The 20,093-nt window shown below is 36.5% G+C and carries 20 protein-coding genes and 2 other annotated features; of the genes, 2 read left to right on the forward strand and 18 right to left on the reverse strand.

Annotation, left to right across the window (positions count from 1 at the left end; genetic code table 11):
- Positions 1–4: 4 nt before the first annotated feature.
- The 7 genes from trpB to NiCM35_RS05370 form a co-directional block, all read right to left on the reverse strand.
- Positions 5–1,201: a tryptophan synthase subunit beta gene (trpB, locus tag NiCM35_RS05340; RefSeq protein ID WP_123257735.1), complete on the reverse strand. Its 1,197-nt coding sequence runs from the start codon at positions 1,199–1,201 to the stop codon at positions 5–7.
- Positions 1,202–1,219: 18 nt separating this feature from the next.
- A complete protein-coding gene (locus NiCM35_RS05345; RefSeq protein WP_433778838.1) occupies positions 1,220–1,831 on the reverse strand; it encodes a phosphoribosylanthranilate isomerase in 612 nt (203 codons plus the stop codon).
- A complete protein-coding gene (gene trpC, locus NiCM35_RS05350; protein WP_123259382.1) occupies positions 1,828–2,622 on the reverse strand; it encodes an indole-3-glycerol phosphate synthase TrpC in 795 nt (264 codons plus the stop codon). The genes NiCM35_RS05345 and trpC overlap by 4 nt, the downstream gene beginning before the upstream one ends.
- The gene (gene trpD, locus NiCM35_RS05355) at positions 2,623–3,648 is read right to left on the reverse strand and encodes an anthranilate phosphoribosyltransferase (protein ID WP_123259381.1); all 1,026 of its coding nucleotides are present in this window, start codon (positions 3,646–3,648) and stop codon (positions 2,623–2,625) included.
- On the reverse strand, positions 3,645–4,232 hold the full coding sequence (locus NiCM35_RS05360) for an anthranilate synthase component II (RefSeq protein ID WP_163186810.1): 588 nt from the start codon (positions 4,230–4,232) through the stop codon (positions 3,645–3,647). Before NiCM35_RS05360 ends, trpD begins: the two co-directional genes overlap by 4 nt.
- Entirely contained in the window at positions 4,213–5,610 is a 1,398-nt protein-coding gene (gene trpE / locus NiCM35_RS05365; RefSeq protein WP_433778841.1) for an anthranilate synthase component I, read from the reverse strand. The genes NiCM35_RS05360 and trpE overlap by 20 nt, the downstream gene beginning before the upstream one ends.
- An 88-nt stretch (positions 5,611–5,698) precedes the next feature.
- Positions 5,699–5,934, reverse strand: a binding site (T-box leader).
- Positions 5,935–5,971: 37 nt separating this feature from the next.
- Positions 5,972–6,221: a binding site (T-box leader), on the reverse strand.
- 59 nt (positions 6,222–6,280) lie between these two features.
- The gene (locus NiCM35_RS05370; protein ID WP_123257740.1) at positions 6,281–6,922 is read right to left on the reverse strand and encodes an MOSC domain-containing protein; all 642 of its coding nucleotides are present in this window, start codon (positions 6,920–6,922) and stop codon (positions 6,281–6,283) included.
- Between the two features lie 169 nt (positions 6,923–7,091).
- Here NiCM35_RS05370 and bcbE point away from each other — a divergent pair, with 169 nt between their 5' ends.
- A complete protein-coding gene (gene bcbE, locus NiCM35_RS05375) occupies positions 7,092–8,390 on the forward strand; it encodes a bacillibactin exporter BcbE (protein WP_123259377.1) in 1,299 nt (432 codons plus the stop codon).
- Positions 8,391–8,470: 80 nt separating this feature from the next.
- Here the strand turns inward: bcbE and NiCM35_RS05380 are convergent, their stop codons facing one another.
- From NiCM35_RS05380 to NiCM35_RS05390, 3 genes are all read right to left on the reverse strand, one after another.
- Entirely contained in the window at positions 8,471–10,348 is a 1,878-nt protein-coding gene (locus tag NiCM35_RS05380) for a PTS fructose transporter subunit IIABC (protein ID WP_123257742.1), read from the reverse strand.
- A gap of 73 nt (positions 10,349–10,421) precedes the next feature.
- Entirely contained in the window at positions 10,422–11,330 is a 909-nt protein-coding gene (gene pfkB / locus NiCM35_RS05385) for a 1-phosphofructokinase (RefSeq protein WP_095328935.1), read from the reverse strand.
- Positions 11,327–12,079, reverse strand: a complete 753-nt coding sequence (locus NiCM35_RS05390) for a DeoR/GlpR family DNA-binding transcription regulator (RefSeq protein WP_095328936.1) — start codon at positions 12,077–12,079, stop codon at positions 11,327–11,329. The genes pfkB and NiCM35_RS05390 overlap by 4 nt, the downstream gene beginning before the upstream one ends.
- A gap of 422 nt (positions 12,080–12,501) precedes the next feature.
- Here NiCM35_RS05390 and NiCM35_RS05395 point away from each other — a divergent pair, with 422 nt between their 5' ends.
- Complete coding sequence (locus NiCM35_RS05395) at positions 12,502–12,855, forward strand: hypothetical protein (protein ID WP_123257743.1); 354 nt, start codon at positions 12,502–12,504, stop codon at positions 12,853–12,855.
- 311 nt (positions 12,856–13,166) lie between these two features.
- On the opposite strand, the gene NiCM35_RS05400 is transcribed toward NiCM35_RS05395, so the two are convergent.
- From NiCM35_RS05400 to thiM, 8 genes are all read right to left on the reverse strand, one after another.
- A complete protein-coding gene (locus tag NiCM35_RS05400) occupies positions 13,167–13,760 on the reverse strand; it encodes a GNAT family N-acetyltransferase (protein WP_123257744.1) in 594 nt (197 codons plus the stop codon).
- Positions 13,761–13,803: 43 nt separating this feature from the next.
- On the reverse strand, positions 13,804–14,532 hold the full coding sequence (locus NiCM35_RS05405) for an exonuclease domain-containing protein (RefSeq protein WP_123257745.1): 729 nt from the start codon (positions 14,530–14,532) through the stop codon (positions 13,804–13,806).
- A gap of 1 nt (position 14,533) precedes the next feature.
- A complete protein-coding gene (locus NiCM35_RS05410; RefSeq protein WP_123257746.1) occupies positions 14,534–15,517 on the reverse strand; it encodes a DUF294 nucleotidyltransferase-like domain-containing protein in 984 nt (327 codons plus the stop codon).
- Positions 15,518–15,690: 173 nt separating this feature from the next.
- Complete coding sequence (locus NiCM35_RS05415; RefSeq protein ID WP_371472199.1) at positions 15,691–16,974, reverse strand: ammonium transporter; 1,284 nt, start codon at positions 16,972–16,974, stop codon at positions 15,691–15,693.
- 307 nt (positions 16,975–17,281) lie between these two features.
- Entirely contained in the window at positions 17,282–17,416 is a 135-nt protein-coding gene (locus tag NiCM35_RS05420; protein WP_095328942.1) for a YjcZ family sporulation protein, read from the reverse strand.
- A gap of 194 nt (positions 17,417–17,610) precedes the next feature.
- Complete coding sequence (thiE, locus tag NiCM35_RS05425; protein WP_433778846.1) at positions 17,611–18,270, reverse strand: thiamine phosphate synthase; 660 nt, start codon at positions 18,268–18,270, stop codon at positions 17,611–17,613.
- Positions 18,271–18,282: 12 nt separating this feature from the next.
- Complete coding sequence (gene thiD / locus NiCM35_RS05430; RefSeq protein WP_095328944.1) at positions 18,283–19,083, reverse strand: bifunctional hydroxymethylpyrimidine kinase/phosphomethylpyrimidine kinase; 801 nt, start codon at positions 19,081–19,083, stop codon at positions 18,283–18,285.
- A 4-nt stretch (positions 19,084–19,087) separates the two neighbouring features.
- Positions 19,088–19,906 (reverse strand): hydroxyethylthiazole kinase, encoded by an 819-nt coding sequence (gene thiM, locus NiCM35_RS05435; RefSeq protein ID WP_095328945.1) that lies wholly within the window; start codon positions 19,904–19,906, stop codon positions 19,088–19,090.
- Positions 19,907–20,093: the final 187 nt, after the last annotated feature.

A 20,093-nucleotide genomic window follows, 5' to 3' on the forward strand; every position in this document is an offset into this window, starting at 1 on the left:
CCGCTTACTCCCCCATTCTTTCCATAACTGTATTTACATCCTTATCTCCTCTACCAGATAAACAAACAATAATGCCTTCCTCTTTATCCATCTTCGCTGCAAGTTTTACTGCATAACTAATGGCATGCGCACTTTCTAAAGCAGGGATAATTCCTTCGATCTTACATAGTAATTGTAGTGCTTCAAAGGCTTCGTCATCTGTAACAGATTCATAGTTAGCACGTCCGATATCATGTAGAAAGCTATGTTCAGGACCGATACCAGGATAATCTAAACCAGCTGAAATAGAGTGTGCCTCTTGGATTTGACCGTCTTCATTTTGTAATAAGTACATATATGAACCATGTAAAACACCTGGTTTTCCTTTCGACAATGATGCAGCATGTTTATCTGTATCAAGGCCATGTCCTGAAGCCTCTACTCCATGTAAAGCGACACTTTCCTCTTCAATAAATGGATAAAATATTCCCATTGCGTTACTGCCGCCGCCAATACATGCCACAATCGCCTCAGGTAGCCTGCCAATTTTTTCGATGTATTGTTTTTTCGCTTCTTTACCAATAACACTTTGAAAGTCACGTACCATCATCGGAAATGGGTGTGGTCCCATAACTGACCCAAGGATATAATGAGTATCTATCACATTTGTTACCCAATAACGTAAGGCTTCATTACACGCATCTTTTAAGGTAGCACTTCCGGATGTAACACTAACAACCTTTGCGCCTAATAACTCCATTCGAAAGACATTTAATTTCTGTCTTCGAATGTCCTCTTCTCCCATGAAAATCGTACATTCTAAATTTAATAAGGCACATGCTGTCGCCGTTGCTACTCCATGTTGGCCTGCTCCTGTTTCTGCAACAACTTTCTTTTTGCCCATTCTTTTTGCAAGAAGTGCTTGCCCAAGAGAGTTGTTAATTTTATGAGCACCAGTATGATTTAGATCCTCTCTTTTCAAATAGATTTTTGCACCGCCAGCATATTTTGTAAGATTTTCTGCATAATATAGCGGTGTTTCTCTGCCTACATAATCCTTTAAGAGATTATTTAATTCTTCATGAAAAGCAGGGTCTTCTTGTGCCTTTTTATATTCCGCTTCAAGCTCTGTCACTGCCAGCATCAGAGTTTCCGGAACATATCTACCTCCATACCTTCCAAAATGGCCTCTATTATCTGGATAAACATAAGTTTCTGTCATAATAAGCTCCCTCTTTTCTTAAATTTGAACAGTTTTTGCTAATTCTAAAAAAACTCTTATTTTTTCTAAATCTTTCTCGCCATCTGTCTCCACGCCGCTGCTTACATCGACCATAAATGGATGGGTGGTTTCTATTGCTTCCGTAAGATTATTTTCGTTTAGACCGCCGGCAAGAATAACTTTTTTATTGCCAAAGTCATAATCCTTTATCAAATTCCAATCAAACGCTATTCCATTTCCGCCATGATACTTTCCTCTCGGGCTATCAAGTAGTGCATAGTCACAAGGATATGCTGCCACTTGTTTTAAATCCTCTGGCGTGGAAATACTAAATGCTTTAATGATTGGCAAGGAAAAACTTGCTGCGAATTCTGCCGTTTCATCACCATGAAGCTGAATTACATTGATGCCTGTAATATTCACAATTTTCATTATATTTTCTTTGGACTCATTGACAAAAACGCCTACCTTCATTAAATCTTTAGGAAGAGTAGCGATAATATCCTTAGCCTCTTCTTCGCTTATTTTTCTTTTACTATTTGCAAATACAAAACCGATTGCACTTGCACCATAGCTAACAGCACATGCTGCTGCTTCTATTGTTGTAATTCCGCAAATTTTTACATTCATTCTATCTCCGCCCTTATAGACACTTTCATTTCTTTCATTTTTGTTTCAAGATCCGCTGCTTTCATAAAACTTTCCCCTACTAAAATAGCATTTGCTCCGCTTGCACTAACTTTTTGGATATCTGTATATGTGGAGATGCCACTTTCACTAATCATATACCTGCCACTTTCTTTAATTTTCCCTGCCAGTTTCTCGGTAGTATCTAATGTTACTTCAAATGTTTTTAAATTCCGATTATTGACCCCAATTAATTGCGCCTTTGTCTTCAAAGCTCTTTCTAGCTCTTCTTCATTGTGAACCTCTAATAACACTTCCAGACCAATTTCTGTTGCATACGTATATAACTCATGAAGTTCATTATCTTTTAAAGCTGCAGCAATTAATAGGATAATGTCCGCTCCATAATATTTCGCAAAATCAATTTGAATTTTATCGACGATAAAATCCTTGCAGAGAATCGGCAGATTTACTGTTTCTCTTACTTCCGCCAAATCCTCATATGTGCCTTTAAAAAATGGGGTATCCGTTAAAACAGAAATGGCATCTGCACCATATATTTCATACATTTTCGTCTGTTCCTTCGGATCTTTATCGATATTTATATCCCCTTTTGATGGGGATGCCCGTTTAAACTCAGCTATAATTGCTAACTTTTCCGCATCCTTCAGTTTCTCTGTAAAGGATCTTTTTTTAAAAGAATGCTTTTTCGTATGCAGTACTTCTTTTCTCTCATAAAGGTCAGCAATTGTTTCTCTTTTTTTTGTAATAATTTTATCTAATATGGTTGTCACTTAAATCCCTGCCCCTTCCAATTCTTTACTAACTTCTACTAATTGGTTTAACTTATAAAGTGCGGCTCCAGAGTCAATGCTTTCCTTTGCTATATGGACTCCCTCTCCAATACTTTCTGCTCTTCCAGCTGTATAGATACCAATGCCTGCGTTTAATAGGATTGTATCTCGATATGCACCTTTTTCTCCTTTCAACACTTTTAATAAAATAGCTGCGTTTTCCTTAGCATCGCCTCCACGTATTTGTTGATTTGTATAATATGGCAGATTAACATCATCTGGAGTAAGGACGATTTTCTCTATTCTTCCATTTTGTAAAATGACAAGCTGATTATCGCCTTGCAGGGAAGCTTCATCCATTCCACCTGCTCCATTTAATACAACTGCTCGTTTTCTACCAAGTTTCCGTAAGCTTTCCGCAAAGGTAAGCAATAAATCACTTCTGTATATCCCTAACACCTGGCTTTCCAAAGAAATTGGGTTGGTTAATGGACCAATTAGATTGAATATAGTTGGAAGTCTTAATTCTCGGCGAACCTTCATAATTCTCCCCATTTTCGGCTGCACATGTTGCGCGAACAAGAAAGTGATCCCAACTTCTTCTAATTGCTGCATGTTTTGTTCTGGAGTGATATTTAGCTTAATGCCAAGCTCTTCTAATACATCTGCACTTCCCGTCTTACTAGAAATACTGCGATTTCCGTGTTTAGCGACAGGAATTCCAGCTCCAGCTAACACAAATGCCGACGTGCTGCTAATATTGAAGCTTTGTGATTTGTCTCCACCTGTTCCACAATTATCGATACATCCACTGACAGGCTCAGCAAAAGACAATGTTTGTTTACGAACGGCTTTTACAATACCCACGATCTCTTCCACTGTTTCTCCCTTCATTTTTAAACTTGTCATAAAAGCAGCAATTTCTGTATCGGTAATGTCATCAGAAAAAAGAAGATCAGCGGCCCCTTCCATTTCTGTTTCAGTTAATGATTCATTAGCCATGATTTTCTCCACATATTGTTTCATCTCTGCACTTCCTCTCGAGTTTCATTGATAAAATTTTGCAAAAATTGCTTGCCGCTCTCGGTCCCAATCGATTCTGGATGGAATTGATAGCCATACAACGGATAATCTTTATGTTTGATCGCCATAATTTCATGGTCATCTGTTGAACTAGCCAAAACCTCAAATTCCTTCGTTAATGTACCTTTTTTAATAACAAGAGAGTGATAACGCATCACTTCAATCGGTTCCTCCATAGCATGAAAAAAGGGATGACCAGTAACTCGTAAAGTCGATGTCTTTCCATGCATGACATTTACTGCCTTTACTATCTCAGAACCGAAGGCATATCCAATTGCCTGATGCCCTAAGCAAATCCCTAAAATTGGATATTCTTGATAAAGGGATTGGATAAGTTCGATTAAGATGCCTGCATTTTCTGGCCTGCCTGGTCCAGGAGACAAAACAATTCCATGAGGATTTAATGTCCGAATTTCCTCTACAGTTATTTCATCATTTCGAACAACCTTTATCTCTTCTCCCAGCTCCCCTAAATATTGAAATAAGTTATACGTAAAAGAATCATAATTATCGACTAATAAAATCATGTTGTCCCTCCAAAAATAATTTTAATTTATGGATTGTTTCTTCATATTCCTTTTCTGGAATAGAGTCATGAACAATTCCTGCTCCAGCTTGAATGAATGCCTTTTTGCCTTTAATAACCATCGTGCGAATTGCTAAAGCAAAGTCCATATTCCCATTTTGGGAAAAATAGCCAACAGCTCCAGAATAAATACCTCGTTTTGTTCCTTCTAATTCATTTATAATTTGCATTGCCCTAATTTTAGGTGCACCTGACACTGTTCCCGCAGGCAAGCAAGAAATTAAAGCATCTACACACGAGTAATCCTTCTTTAATTCTCCACTTACTTCCGATACGAGGTGCATAACATGCTTAAACTTTTCTACTTTTATATATTTATCTATCGCAATACTGCCAAAATTACTCACTTTCCCAACATCATTCCTTGCTAAGTCAACAAGCATTTTATGTTCCGCCAATTCTTTTTCATCCAATAGTAAATCTTGTTCTAACTGGCTATCTTCTTCCTTCGTCTTACCTCTTGGTCTTGTACCTGCAATAGGATTGGTAATGACTTTGCCATTTACGGCTTTAATTAAGCTCTCAGGAGAACTTCCGAGCACTGCATAATCTTCAAAATCAAAGAAATACATATAAGGGGACTGATTTTTGATACGCAATTTACGATAATAAGAAAATGGTGATCCTTCTATCTCAGCTGTCATTCTCTGCGATGGAACTACTTGAAAGATGTCTCCTTCTAAAATATATTGTTTTGCTTTCTTCACTTTCTCCATAAATTGTTCTTTTGACATACTTGCTTGAAAGGGAGTTACCTTTACTTCAGGTGAATCTTCTTTATATGGTGCAGTAATCTCTAACTTTCTTATCTGAAGGCGGAACTTTAACTCTTTTTCCGTTGTTGTGTGCTTTAATGGGCTAGCAATTAAATAAACTTTAAGTTCTGAATGATCAAAAATTACCAAATCTTCAAAAAACATTAGATGCACATCTGGAATCCCGATTTCATCCTTTGCTTCTGGGCCAATGTTTTCATATAGTCTGATATTGTCATACCCAACATATCCAAATGCTCCCGCATTAACTGGTAGTTGAAAGGGAAGCGTCGCTTTGTTTTCAGGTAAAAATTCGTTAATAAAATCGAGTGCTCTTCCTTTTCTTTGTTCTCGCTTTTCCCCTTCCACAATAGTTGTTTCCAATCCTTTCCCTATAACTTCAAAGGTTGGATCGCAGCCAATGATAGAAAATCTTCCAGAATCTTCATGTTTTAATGAGCTTTCGAGCAAAAATTTCTTTTTTCCAGACAATCTTTGATAAATACTAATGGGTGTCAGTGTATCTCCTTGGATTTCATCGATTAACAAAATGCTATTTTCCATCATAAATCCTCCTAGTCAGATGCTTTTGAAAAGTGCTCATCTATAAAATTCTATAAAAAAAGTCCCCTATTTGCATTGTTATTTGCAAATAGAGGACGATTCATAAACCGCGGTACCACCTCTGGTTAGAGCGAAGCTTCGCTCTCTCTTTACGAGTACAATATTATACTCTATCCCAGTAACGGGGGATACCGTCAGGCCCTACTTCTTTTTCAAGCCCCCACTCAGAAGTCCATTCAGTATAATCAATGTATCGGTTCACACCAGCCACCGACTCTCTTTAACATCTTTCTTATACTTACTACTCTTCCTCATTGTTTTGCCATATTTTTTTGAAAATAAAAAAGGGTCTCTCTCCTATAAAAAGGACGAGAAACCCGTGGTGCCACCTTCATTAGCTTAATAAAATTAAGCTCACTTTAAGAAATCAGTCTTTATTAGACAAATTTCTGTCTCTTGTAACGATGAGACGTTCGCTAAAGCCTACTACAAAGGTTGGTTCGGTTTAGAAGCTCAGAAGTCCATTCTCTTTATCGTCCACACTGGTTCACACCAACCACCAGCTCTCTGACGTTTTCAATAAAGATACTACTCTTCATCATTGCCGTTCGATATGTTAATTACATAATAGTGAACTCTCACATAAAAGTCAACCATTTTCCCCAAAAATTCATTTTACTTTTTGAAGTGCCTTTCTATAACGATTCTTCCAATCTTCTGCTAATTCGTCAATTTGCAGGATGGAAAGCATTGCTTCTTTATTTGTACGATCAAGAAGCATTACTTTTGTTGCGTCCCAAACTGATATCTTGTTCTGCGGACGTTCTATTAGCTCCATCGTAGAATGTTCGCTGACTACGCCTTCTTCTAATACCTTTAAAAAATAGCCGGTATAACAAGTTTCCACAATTCTACTTAAAAATGGATCAATCTGATTATATTTTGAAATGGTTGAACATGGTACTCTTCCTTGTGTTACCTGAACAATAGCATTTCCTAAAGAAAAAATGTCCCCAATATATGTATTTTTTTCTGTGAATTCCGTTCCGCATATATTTTCCCCCAACGCCGGAGGATTTATTTTTGTTTTAAATTCGTCTTCCCATTTTTTATAATGTTCAAAAGGATAATAACAGACAGCCCTTTCCTTGCCACCATGAAATGCTGGATTAGCAACACCATCGCCTACAAAACCATCAAATGTTAGACTGACTTCACTCACTTTTTCTTTGCCAATCGCGGAAGAAATACTTTTATTTTTCCATATAAATGTTTTTTCCTTCCCAATACTAAGTGTGATAATTTTCCCCACTAATTAAACACCACCACTATTTTTATTTCATCATACCATATTATTGTACGAAAAGTGCTTGTAAACCAAATAATGAAATCCAGTTTTTGGATGAAAGAAAATGCTTTATTTTTTGCCATGACTGTACATATTAACTATAGTTAACTATTTGAAAGCAGGGAGAATGAAAATGGATCATGTAAATGATGATAAAAACATAGTAAACCTTACAAACAAAGCACAAAAGACAGCGAAGAAGCAAAATGTCAAGGTTTCAAAAATGGCGATATTCTCACTTTCTTCCATCCCATTAGTAATGACCCTTGGAAACAGTATGCTGATTCCAGTATTGCCTTCGATTGAAAAAAAGCTGGATATATCCTCTTTTCAAGTTAGTATGATTATTACAGTCTATTCCGTTTTAGCGATCATATTAATTCCAGTGGCAGGATATCTATCTGATCGTATCGGTCGTAAACGAGTGATTATCCCCAGCCTAATAATCGCAGGTGTTGGCGGTGTAATTTCTGGTTTAGCTGCATGGCTGATGGATAACAGTTACTGGATTATCCTTATTGGACGGGCTCTTCAAGGTGTTGGAGCAGCTGGGGCCTTCCCAATAGTATTGCCACTAGTAGGTGATTTGTTTAAGGATGAAGAACAAGTTAGTAGTACTTTAGGAGTTATTGAAACAGCTAACACTTTTGGGAAAGTACTTAGTCCCATTCTTGGAGCTTTTTTGGCAGGATTTATTTGGTTCATCCCATTTATGTCTATTCCTGTCTTCTGTTTGGTTTCCATCGTTTTGATTTTGATCTTTGTAAAATCACCAAAAAGTAAAGAAAAACCTGCACCATTTAAGGAATTTATTCAGCATACAAAAGAAACAATGCATAAAGATAAAAAATGGCTCTATGCCATTTTCTTTATTGGGGTAATCGTTATGTTTGTATTATTTGCCGAAATGTTTTACCTATCAGATATATTAGAAAAAAAATATCATATAAAAAATGTTAAAAAAGGGCTCTATCTTGCTATACCGCTTGGTGCTTTATGTCTTACTTCCTATATTACCGGGAAAAAAATTAAAAAAGACAAAAACTTAATGCGCTGGATTACTTTTATTGGATTGCTTGCAATCATTATTGGTACGATTGCACTCAACTTCTCGGACAATATGTGGTTTATCATTCTCTTTCTTACAGTGGCTGGCATTGGCATTGGTGCTAGTTTACCACCTCTTGATGCCCTTATTACGGAGGGAATTGAAAAAAAAGAAAGAGGAACCATCACAAGTATATATAGCAGTATGCGGTTTATCGGAGTCGCTGCAGGACCACCTATTATGGCAATTTTAATGAAGCATATCGACCATTTACAATTTTATTTACTAAGTGCAATCACATTAATCGCTGCGATCGCTGCCTTCTTTCGTTTAAAGTACGTGGATGGTCAAGAAGAAAAGAAAGAAAATAAAATAAACCAATAGAAAAACTTCCATCAGTTCTTTGATCATATTAAAAAAGCTGTAAATTAACGAGTAAAGTCAATTTACAGCTTTTTCTATACTTATTTTTGTTGAACAGGCTTCTTTACTAATCCTAACAATAAAGCTGATATGATCGCCCCTATTACAATAGCCAATAGGTATAGCCATGGATTTCCATCAACCAATCCAACTACGAACACACCGCCGTGTGGTGCTCTTAAACCGATATGGAAGAACATTGATAGTCCACCCGTAACTGCCGCACCAACTGCAACAGATGGTATAACGCGTAACGGATCACCTGCTGCAAAAGGAATAGCACCTTCTGTAATAAAGGAAAGACCCATAATAAAGTTTGTTAAACCTGCATCCTTTTCTTGCTTTGTAAATTTCTTTTTAAATAAAACTGTTGCTAAAGCAATTGCTAATGGCGGTACCATTCCACCAGCCATAATAGCAGCCATTGGCTCAAATACACCGTTTGCAATTAGCCCTGTTCCAAAAACATATGCCGATTTATTGATTGGTCCACCCATATCAATCGCCATCATTGCCCCTAAGATAATTCCTAAGAAGACGGCATTACCCGTACCAATATTTGACAGCCAATTTGTCATACCAGTGTTAATAGCTGCAACAGGTTCCATAATCACATAATTCATAATAAGGCCAGTAAAGAAAATTCCTAGTAATGGGTAAAGTAGAATCGTTTTAATTCCTTCTAATGATCTAGGAAGTACTTCTAACACTTTCTTTAGACCGATAACTAAATAACCAGCTAAGAATCCGCCAATTAATCCACCAAGAAAACCAGCACCACCTTGAGCAGCCATAAATCCTGCAACCATACCAGGAGCAAAACCTGGGCGATCTGCGATACTCATCGCGATAAAACCAGCAAGAACTGGCACTAATAATGCAAAGGCATTATCGCCACCAATATATTTAATAACAGCAGCAAAAGCATTATAACTCGGGTCATTCGGATCAGCTGAGTTATAACCAAACATAAAGGAAATAGCAATTAGTATTCCGCCACCAACAACAAATGGCAGCATGTTCGAAACACCGTTCATTAAGTGTTTGTAAATTTGACTACCAATGCCTTTTTTTCCTGTGTTAACTTCGCCGGAATTAGAGCCTGATCCACCGTTATATACCGGTGCTTGCTGGTTAATAGCGCGATTGATTAATTCCTCAGGTTTTCGAATACCATCTGCAACAGGTGTTTCAACCACATGTTTCCCGTTGAAGCGTTCCATTTGCACTTTTGTATCAGCAGCAACAATTACAGCTGTTGCTTTGTCAATTTCCTCTGCTGTCAGAACATTCTTTGCCCCACCGGAACCATTTGTTTCAACTTTAATATCAACACCCATTTCAGCTGCTTTTGCCTTTAATGAATCTGCTGCCATGTAAGTATGAGCAATACCGGTTGGACAAGCAGTTACTGCCACAATAAAATTCTTCTTATCGGCAATATTTTCGTCAACCGTTTCTTCCTCTACATCATAGCTGTCAATTATTGATATTACATCTTGTTTTGTAGTTGCAGTTAATAACTTACTGCGCACTTCTTCTTTAAGCAATAATGTAGATAGTCTTGAAAGTGCTTCGAGATGAGTATTGTTAGCTCCATCTGGTGCAGCAATCATAAAAAATAAATTCGCCGGCTGTCCATCTAATGATTCATAATCGACACCACTGCTTGATCGCCCAAACGCAATAGCAGCAGTTTTTACAGCACTCGTTTTTGCATGGGGAATTGCTATTCCTTCGCCAATTCCCGTTGTACTTTGCTCTTCTCTATTTAAAATCGCTTGCTTATACGTTTCTCTATCTGTTAATTTCCCCGCTGAATGAAGAATATCCACTAACTGATTAATGGCATCAAGCTTACCATTTCCTTCAATATTCAAAAGGATAGTCTCTTGCGTTAATAATTCAGTAATTTTCATTCCATAACGCTCCCTTTTTATTTATATTTTTATCCACTTTCATCTATCTTTCTTATGAAATGGTGTGTATCGATTATGATTGTACTTGGACTTGCGGAAGAAGCTCTTCTACCTTTTCCTTTGTACATAATCCAATTGAAAAAGCAGTCGCACTTCCTGAGGCAATACTATAGCGGAAGGATTCTTTTATATCCTGTGTCTCCTCATATTTAGATAAGAAGCCTGCTACCATGCTATCTCCTGCGCCAACTGAGCTTTTCACTTGCCCTTTCGGAACCGTACTAATAATTTCTTCGTGTTGAGTAATCAAGACTGCGCCATCACCTGCTAAAGAGACGATCACATTTTGCGCTCCCATTTCCAATAGTTTTTTTCCATACGGGATCGCTTCTTCTGGAGTCGAAATAGTTACCCCAAACAATTCACCCAGTTCATGATGATTAGGCTTGATTAAAAACGGTTGATAAGGCAAGACTGCTTTTAATAATTCACCTTCTGCATCTACGACGAAAGAAACATTATTTGCGTGACAGATTTTGACTAGCTCTTCATAGGTGGTTTTAGGAAGAGTAGACGGAACACTTCCAGCTAAAACTAGTAGATCTTCTGACGTTAGAGCAGCAATCTTCTCTTTCAATTCCTGAAACTTTACTTCAGAAATAGCGGGACCATTTGCGTTTAATTCTGTTTCTGTATCACTCTTTAACTTCACATTGATACGTGTATCTTCTTCTACTTTCACAAAATCTGTTTCAATCATTTCTGATAATAGTTGTGTTTCAATAAAGCTTCCAGTAAATCCGCCGACAAATCCTAACGCTTTACTTTGCACGCCCATTTTTTTTAACACTCTTGAAACATTTATTCCTTTTCCACCTGCAAATTTACTTGTTTTTTCTAAGCGATTTAGTTCTCCTAAATGCACTTCTGCCACTTCGATTATATAATCGACAGAAGGATTTAAAGTTAGGGTATAAATCATTCTTTCACAACCTTTATGCTAGTTTTCCTTGAATATAAATCGTTTACCTCTTCATCCAGATAGTTAGTAATAATAGAAGCATTGTGCAAATCAGCTATCTTTGCAAAGTAAACTTCGGAAAATTTACTATCATCTGCGACAAAAAAAGCTTCTCTTGATAATGATAATGCTTTGCTTTTCACCATTGCTTCTTCTTGATCAGCAGTAGTATACCCATATTCAGGATGAATACCATTGACACCCATAAAGCATTTATCGAATCGATAGTTATCAAGACTTAATAATGCGCCACGACCGACTAACGCGTTTGTTTTTTCTTTGACATAACCACCTGTTATATAGGTTTGAATACGAGCTTCAAGTAAGCTTGTCATATGCGTAAGTCCGTTCGTTACCACAACAATGTCTCGATTCTTTAAGAATGGAATCATTTCTTTAATGGTTGAACCAGCATCCAAATATATACTATCTCCATCTTCTACTAGCTTTGCTGCGTATGCCGCAATCATTTTTTTCTCTTGGAGGTTTTTGAACGCTTTTTCACTCATACTCTGCTCCGTTATTTTCCTTTGGAGCCTAGCTGCTCCACCATGCACCCGTTTCAAGAACCCTTCTTGCTCTAATTGAGTTAAATCGCGTCTGATGGTGGATTCTGAAGTATTCAAAACATCTATCAAATCTTGAATTTTCACAACACTATGTTGTTTCAGTAATTGTAAAATAAGTTCATGCCTTTCAGGTGTTAACAAGATTATCACGCTCCCTTTTAGGGTATGTCTTGGGATTATGTCATTTTCTTTGAGGTGATTAACCTTAACTAAACAGGATACGATAAATATGATTTTTACCCTCATTAAAAAACAACTTAATTTAAGAACATCATACTGTAAACGATTTCACATTTCAAGCATTTTCTTTCAAAAACAATCAAATATTATCATATTTTTGACGTTTTGTGAACGTTTTTAGTATAATATGAATTTTTTTATTGTTCTCCCTTTTAAAACTATCATTATTTTTCCCTAAATTATCTCTTTTAATTTACCGATTTTACGAAAATCGCAGCACTAAATGTTCAACACAGATAGAATTTCCTTTATCATTTCCTCGTTGTTTATGGTATTCTGTGTTCTGGTGAGAAAAATATTTACAAAAGAAAAGGAAGGAATATATGAAGAGAATTTCTTATTATTATTTAGACTTTGTTAAAATACTATTTTCTGCGGTCCTTTTATTTGCCATTTTCGGAACAGTTAACGATACGATTATAAAACTTATTACTGGTTACTCATTTCCTAATGTGGAATTTTTAAAGGGAAAGCAGTCTTTAACAGGATTATTTATTTTACAATATATAGGATTTGCCTTGATTTATTTTGTGTTATACAAAAACACTCTATCTTTTATTGGCTTTACTAAAAATCGAGAGCGAAAAAAGCTTTCCTCGATGTGGACGAAATACCTAATACTATTCGGCATAGGATTTATCCTCTTGTTTTATATTGTATTACTCATTGTTTCCTAGATTAATTTAATAGAAAATAATTGCGTAAAAATAAATTGTATGATACTATCAAATCAATATATAGTTGTTTTTTTATAAAATCACACTATATATAGTTATCGATTCAATCTTTAATCCAATGTCTCTTTTCGCTTCTATGAAGCGACTTTTTTTTGGATTAATTTCCTCTATCCGTCTTTAATATCCCCCTATTAATTAAATGTTTTGATCGAAGTGCTTTTTAATTACCAAAATTCATACAAAAAAGCTGCCCGATAAGTTCGAGGCAGCCTATTCATTATTCACTTCCACCTTTAGGGAAGCGGTCTCTATTATGTGCTTCTTACTTGATTTGTATGGGATACACCTACTGAAGCTTCTCGTATTTTTTTAAAATACTCCTCTTTCGTCATACAATAATAAACGCTTGTAATTAACTGGTTATCAAAAAGTTTATAGTGATTGGTTTTTTGGAATTTATAACGAAACCCACATTTTTCATTTACTCGTCTTGACTTCGTATTAAAATCAAAATGACCACACCATATTAAATCCAAACACAATTTTTCAAATCCATATTCTAATAGATGGTTGACTGCTTCTGGCACAACCCCTCTTCCCCAATACCGGGGGTTAAGGGCAAAACCTACTTCGCGCTGTGCTAAATGAGAGAGTTTAACATCAGGCATTCGTTCATGAAAACCAATACTTCCAATCACCTTATTCTCTTCTTTCCAAACAATCGCATATGAATTTTCATTCTGTAAAAAATAGCGGATTACGTCTTTGCTTTCTTGTTCACTTTTATGTGGTGACCAGCCCGCAAACGGACCTACTTCTTCCTTTTGCGCATATTCATATAAATCTTTATAATCCGCTTCCTTCCATCCTCTTAATAACAGTCTTTTTGTCTCAAACACATCCATTTACATTCACCACCAGTAAATTGTTAAAACTTTGTCCTCTATTTTATCGACATGCTAGCCTTTCATATATATCCTGTAACGTGCGACAGCCCAATTGTTCAGCCCTTTGTAAATACTGACACCATAGAACAGCAGTTAATTTAGCATCTCCTAAGGCATGGTGACGATTAATGACTGGAATATCACTAAATTCGCACCATTCCTCTAATGTCAATATTCTTTGTTGTGGTTCAACGATTTTAAACAAGAAAGAAGTATCAACGATTCGATGCTTAAATGGTGTTTTAAAACTTCTCCAGCATGCAGACTGCATAAAGCTTTTCTCATGGGAAGAGTGGTGAGCAATGAGCGTATCATCTTTTACAAAACCAAAAAATCGCACAAGAACATCAGATAAAGACGGCGCATCAAGTAAATCTTCAGTTTTAATTCCTGTTAAGCGGCTTATTTCTTCTGGTATCTCTACTCTAGCGTTTACTAATGTATAAAATTGCTCATCTAAAATATCGCTCCCCTCTACTTTTATAGCACCTATTGAAATAATTTGATCGCCTTTATCAGGTAAAAATCCCGTTGTTTCAATATCAAAAACAACTGCTTTTAAATTATTTAATGGTAACCTAGAGGCAGCCTCAACCTTTAAATCCTTTTGAAGCTGTCTCATAAAAGCAATTTGCTGAGAATTACTCCCACTTGAAGTAGCGTGCAATACACTCGAATTTACTTTTCCATATAAATCTCTCATATATTGAAGAAACGATTCGACTCCCATTTTAACACCCTTTTTCAATTATCCTTTGTACTTGATGATATAATTTGATGCCATGGCGCATTAATCCTTTTATTTCTTGTCTTTGCTCTTTCGTTAACTCTTTTATATTCAAATAGTGAACATCTTCATAAGTTTTTGCCTCTTTAAATGAATTAATGCGATAATCTAATATTCTCCGAAAAGAGCTTTCATATGGTTTTAACCAGTTGTCATATGTCTCCATCGTTCTCAATGTTTGAATGCGTTCTAACGTCGATGTTTGCTGGATTTTTTCCTTAATAGAGAGAAGTCTAATCGAATTGACATACGGTAAATACATCGTATGCTTCAAATGAATCGATCCTCTGTGACTTCCTGTTCTTTCAACAAAAAATTGGCCAAATATTCCGACCCCTTTTTTTATACGCATTACATTATTCATAAATCTTTTTAGAAGCATTGGATGAAGAACGCAGAACTGATGAATATAACTTCTCAACTCTTGAACATAATTTTCCTCTCCAAATAGTTGTCTACTATCATAAAAGATTTGCAAAAATCTAATTGATTCCCAGTTTTCTTTTTCCATCCATTGCTGTAATTGGTGTTTCCATTCTTCTACGGATTTGCACCAGATTGGATTACTACTCATGACTTTCCCTTCACAATATGGATAACCTATTTCATTTAGCGCATCACTTAGCCATTCTCCAAAATGGATAAAATATTGATTGCTGTTTTCGTCATTGCTTTCATAGATAATGCCATGATCTTGATCGCTAAAGATGCCTTGCTCTTTTCTGCCAGCGCTTCCTGTAACAAACCAGACAAATGAGCATGGAGGTTCTCCATAATTTTTTTTATATTCAAAAAGGATGAATTGAAATAACTCCATAAATAGTTCATCGTAAAAATCATTTAATTGAGTGTTTTGATAAGTGGTTGTTTGTAAAAAAAGTTCCTTTTCTCTTTTCCATTCATTTAATCTATGATTTTTAGAGCACATCCATGCACTTCCTTCTTTAGTCGATATTTATATTAATCTGTATGTCTATCATAACATGTTCTTATTTGCAATTGATTTATGAAAAAAGATAAAAGTCTCACTTTTCAGCGAGACTTCTATCCTCATTTAATTTACAGGCTGTTTTCTTAATCGCGACTATTAAACGTCTGATTTTATAAGCTTTTTGTTTCGTCTTTTGACAAGAATGCTTCCGGGTAACCATATGAACCATGTTCACTAATATCTAAGCCCATAATTTCTTCTTCTTCTGTTACTCGTAGTCCGCTAACCTTCTTGATAACAAATAGAATGACATAGCTTATTGCAAAAGCGAATAACCCACAAGTTATAACACCAAGCGCCTGCACGCCTAATTGCCCAAAGCCTCCGTTATAAAATAGACCAGCTTTCCCTACTCCCGTATATTCCGCTAACTCTGCTGTTGCAAATAATCCATTAGATAGTGTTCCCCAAATTCCCGCAGTACCATGAACAGATAGTGCAAAAATTGGATCATCGATTTTTCTATTCTCGAAGAAGCGAACACTATAAAATACCAGTACTCCAGCAATTAAACCAATTACTACTGCTGCCCAAGGCTCAACGAATGCACAAGATGCTGTGATGGCAACGAGACCTGCTAAGGCACCATTTAGCATGGTTGTAATATCTGACTTTCCTAAAACAATCCAGGAAATTAGTAGTGCTGCTACTGCGCCAGCTGCTGCTGCTAAGTTTGTATTTAAAGCAACATATCCAAAGAAACCGTCTGCTACAGAAACTGTACTACCTGCATTGAATCCGAACCAACCGACCCAAAGAATTAATACGCTTAACGCTGTATAAACTTGGTTATGACCAAATATCGGGTTAGCCGAACCATCAGCATTGTATTTTCCAATACGCGGCTTTAAAAGCATCGTAGCTGCTAGAGCCGCTGCTGCACCAGTTAAGTGAACAACAGTTGAGCCCGCAAAGTCTTGCTTTCCATGCTCAGCTAACCAGCCGCCTCCCCAAATCCAATGGGCAATGATAGGATAAACCAATATACCGAATAATACGGAGAAAATTAGATATACAGATAATTTCGCACGCTCCGCAAAACCACCAAGTGCAATTGTTAAAGAAATCCCTGCAAACGCTAGTTGGAAGACGAAGAAAACAGTAGTTTGTAATCCATCTCCATCTATTTGGCCAACGCTACCGCCATTGTAGAAAAACTCACTCATTCCGACAAAGAAATTAGCATTGTCTCCAAAAATAAATCCATAACCAACAGCCCAGAAAACTAACGAAGCTATCCCAAATGTAAAAATTGTTTTACCAGCAATATGGCCTGCATTTTTCATTCTTGTGGAACCTGCTTCTAATAAGATAAATCCACCAAGCATAAAAATAACTAAAATTGCAGCAATCATCGTCCACAAGCTGTTCATTAAAAACTCTAAATTTTCCATTAAGTTACCTTCCCCCTTTATGTACGTTATTTTGCCATCGAGTGTCATATAATCTAACACTCTAATAACTTTATTTTACCCATATTAAATTTTCTGTCAATAAGTATTTTAAATTTAATTTTCTTAAAACTTAAAATATTATATTTATTTTATTATACCTGTTGTTTTATTACGATAATTGTATGTATTTTTCGATATTTTTCCGAAACCGTTACCATTTATATTTTAAAAATACCCATTAATGAACAAAACGTAAATTCTTTTATATGTAAAAAAAGCTGACACAAGGTCAGCTTTTTATCTTTTATTAACAAATAAATGTCGCACCGACGATAATTAATAAGATAAACAATACTACGATTAATGCAAATCCGCCACCGTAGCCAACACCACCAACAGCTCCAGTACCATATCCGCATCCATATCCACCATAACCGTACATATATACATCTCCCTTTCTCTTTTGTAGTAGATTAACCATTTCTTTTTTGGTTAACGAATAAGGAGCCTTTATATTTTCTTTATTCTAGCTCCTCTACAAAACCATTGTATGCAGGCAGCTATATTTGGGTTGGGTGAATGTCTATTTTCCGCAAAAAATATAAACTCTTGCCATTTTACTTAAAAAAATATAACTTATGCTTGGTTAAAAACTGCTTTTCTTAAGTTTATCGTTTGTTTATAAGGATTTTCTGCCAAACTTATTTCCGAAATAACAGCAACTCCATCTGCTCCTGCTTGTATAACAGGAGGAGCATTTTCAGTAGTAATTCCCCCTATCCCAACAATCGGTATCGAAATGTTCTCTTGTCTTACTTTTTCAATAAGAGAGGTGCCTTGTGCTGCTTTGGCATCCTTTTTCGTACTTGTTGGGTAAATAGGACCTATGCCAATATAATCCGCTCCTGCCTCTATCGCTGCTTTAATCTCCTCTATGGAGTGAGCAGAAACCCCCAACAGTTTATTACCTAACATGTTTCTAACTTTTATGGCATTTTCATCATCTTGACCGATATGTACCCCATCAGCATCAATGGCCAAGGCTAATTCAATATCATCATTCACAATGAATGGAACATGATATTGCTTGCAAAGTTCTTGCAACCTTTTTGCCAGTTGAATTTTGTCTTCTCCTCTTAATGCCCCATTTCCCTTTTCGCGAAATTGGAAAATGGATATCCCGCCTTTAAGTGCTTCTTCCAAAATAACTTTTGGATCAGATGTACTATTGTTGCTTCCCGTTATAAAATAAATTTTCAACAATTGTTTTATTCGTTCTTTTGTATAAGTTGTCATATATCCCCCATATTATCTTTTGCTTTCTTGGTAAGCCCAATGGTTGGTTGGACCATGTCCACTGCCTATATGAAGATCATTTTTTATAGCTTGATGAATAAAATCCTTCCCTAATCGGAAAGCTTCATTAATAGAATAACCATTGGCAAGGGCCGCTGTAATCGCAGCCGAAAAAGTACATCCTGTTCCATGCGTATTTTTCGTTGGAATTCTTTCCGCCACCAAGCTTGAAAAATCGCTGCCATCAAATAATAGATCAATAGCTTCCTTCTCGGCCCCATGTCCACCTTTTATAACGACATAAGCAACCCCCATCGCATTTAATCTTTTGGCAGCTTCTTTCCTTTCCTCTATATTTCGAATATCCATCCCTGTTAATACCTCTGCCTCTGGTATATTCGGTGTTAAAACAGTAGCTAGAGGGAGGAGCTTTCTTTTCATGGACTCTGCTGCTTCCTTCTGCAATAAATTAGCACCACCTTTAGCGATCATCACAGGGTCAATCACCAAATTTTTCCAATGATACTCTTTTATCTTTTCCGCTACCAATTCAATTATTTCACTATTAAATAGCATACCTGTTTTTAACGCATCTGGTCGTAAATCCACTGCGATAGATTCTAGTTGTTTCTCAATTGCCTCAAGCGTCATTGGGTATACCCCATCTACACCTCGGGTATTTTGCGCGGTAATAGCGGTGATGGCACTCATTCCATATACTTTAAGTTCTTGGAAGGTTTTTAGATCTGCTTGGATTCCAGCTCCTCCGCCACTATCTGACCCTGCTATTGTTAATGCTTTTGCTGTAGCCATAAAATTACCCCCTCTTAATCTCCACTCTCATCGCTTCTTTTACATTCTCTTCCTTTATTTTCGATAATTGATTTAATAATTCGATTTGAAAACTTCCTGGACCTTCTTCACTCGTCTTTTCAAAAGCATGTTCTGATGCAACTCCATATGCTACTAAACCAGCTATAGAAGCAAGAAAGATATCCTTTTCTACTGCAATAAATGCACCAAGAATGGAGGAAAGTAAACAACCTGTTCCTGTAACCTTTGTTAACATGGAATGCCCATTATGGATAATAGCCAGTTTCCCGTCAACTGCGACTATATCTTGTTCACCTGTTATAATCACTGGTACTTGTAAAAGCTTTGCAGCTTCCAGCGCGATTCCTTGATTATTATGTTCGCCGACAGAGTCTACTCCTCTCATTTTTGCTTTAATTCCAGCTACATTCGCTACTTCTGCTGCATTTCCGCGAAGCAAGCTGATTTTTACTTCCTTCATAATACGGTGCACAGATTCCGTACGGTAACTAGTAGCTCCTGCACCAACAGGGTCTAAAATTACGGGTGTATTCGCCTGATTCGCAGCCTTCCCAGCAATAATCATACTCTCTACATTTTCAGCTGTTAGTGTTCCAATATTTAGGACAAGAGCATCCGCTACTGCTGCCATTTCTGCAACTTCTTCCTTTGCATATGCCATTACCGGTGAAGCTCCTAATGCTAGTAATCCATTTGCCGTAAAGTTAGTAACAACAACATTAGTAATATTATGAACCAACGGAACATGTTTTCGAAGTTTTGTTAAAATAGCCGGAATTACCATGTCAACTTTTTCATTCATCTCTTAATCTCATTTCCTTTCTAAAGTTCCCTATTAATCTTAAGACTATTAACGTTTTGATGGCAAAGTGATCTCCCTCTCACGGGAATTCCCTTTCATAGTACCTTTGCAGATAGTATTTTCTGAGGCCGATTTATTCTCCTCAAATATAGATATGCTTACAATGGCATCTTCCCGTTTCAAACGT

It is taken from the genome of Niallia sp. M35 (assembly GCF_050971705.1).
GTDB classification, from domain to species: Bacteria; Bacillota; Bacilli; order Bacillales; family Cytobacillaceae; genus Niallia; species Niallia circulans_A.

Excerpts from the sequence above, each read along its gene's own strand:
- thiM (WP_095328945.1), bottom strand. The coding sequence starts at position 19,906 with ATGAATGAAAAAGTTGACATGGTAATTCCGGCTATTTTAACAAAACTT.
- NiCM35_RS05415 (WP_371472199.1), bottom strand. The coding sequence starts at position 16,974 with ATGGAAAATTTAGAGTTTTTAATGAACAGCTTGTGGACGATGATTGCT.
- NiCM35_RS05420 (WP_095328942.1), bottom strand. The coding sequence starts at position 17,416 with ATGTACGGTTATGGTGGATATGGATGCGGATATGGTACTGGAGCTGTT.
- trpB (WP_123257735.1), bottom strand. The coding sequence starts at position 1,201 with ATGACAGAAACTTATGTTTATCCAGATAATAGAGGCCATTTTGGAAGG.
- NiCM35_RS05345 (WP_433778838.1), bottom strand. The coding sequence starts at position 1,831 with ATGAATGTAAAAATTTGCGGAATTACAACAATAGAAGCAGCAGCATGT.
- pfkB (WP_095328935.1), bottom strand. The coding sequence starts at position 11,330 with ATGATTTATACCCTAACTTTAAATCCTTCTGTCGATTATATAATCGAA.
- NiCM35_RS05360 (WP_163186810.1), bottom strand. The coding sequence starts at position 4,232 with ATGATTTTATTAGTCGATAATTATGATTCTTTTACGTATAACTTATTT.
- NiCM35_RS05405 (WP_123257745.1), bottom strand. The coding sequence starts at position 14,532 with ATGGGAGTCGAATCGTTTCTTCAATATATGAGAGATTTATATGGAAAA.
- NiCM35_RS05395 (WP_123257743.1), top strand. The coding sequence starts at position 12,502 with ATGAAGAGAATTTCTTATTATTATTTAGACTTTGTTAAAATACTATTT.
- NiCM35_RS05380 (WP_123257742.1), bottom strand. The coding sequence starts at position 10,348 with ATGAAAATTACTGAATTATTAACGCAAGAGACTATCCTTTTGAATATT.
- bcbE (WP_123259377.1), top strand. The coding sequence starts at position 7,092 with ATGGATCATGTAAATGATGATAAAAACATAGTAAACCTTACAAACAAA.
- NiCM35_RS05400 (WP_123257744.1), bottom strand. The coding sequence starts at position 13,760 with ATGGATGTGTTTGAGACAAAAAGACTGTTATTAAGAGGATGGAAGGAA.
- trpD (WP_123259381.1), bottom strand. The coding sequence starts at position 3,648 with ATGAAACAATATGTGGAGAAAATCATGGCTAATGAATCATTAACTGAA.
- thiE (WP_433778846.1), bottom strand. The coding sequence starts at position 18,270 with ATGACAACTTATACAAAAGAACGAATAAAACAATTGTTGAAAATTTAT.
- trpE (WP_433778841.1), bottom strand. The coding sequence starts at position 5,610 with ATGGAAAATAGCATTTTGTTAATCGATGAAATCCAAGGAGATACACTG.
- NiCM35_RS05410 (WP_123257746.1), bottom strand. The coding sequence starts at position 15,517 with ATGTGCTCTAAAAATCATAGATTAAATGAATGGAAAAGAGAAAAGGAA.
- thiD (WP_095328944.1), bottom strand. The coding sequence starts at position 19,083 with ATGGCTACAGCAAAAGCATTAACAATAGCAGGGTCAGATAGTGGCGGA.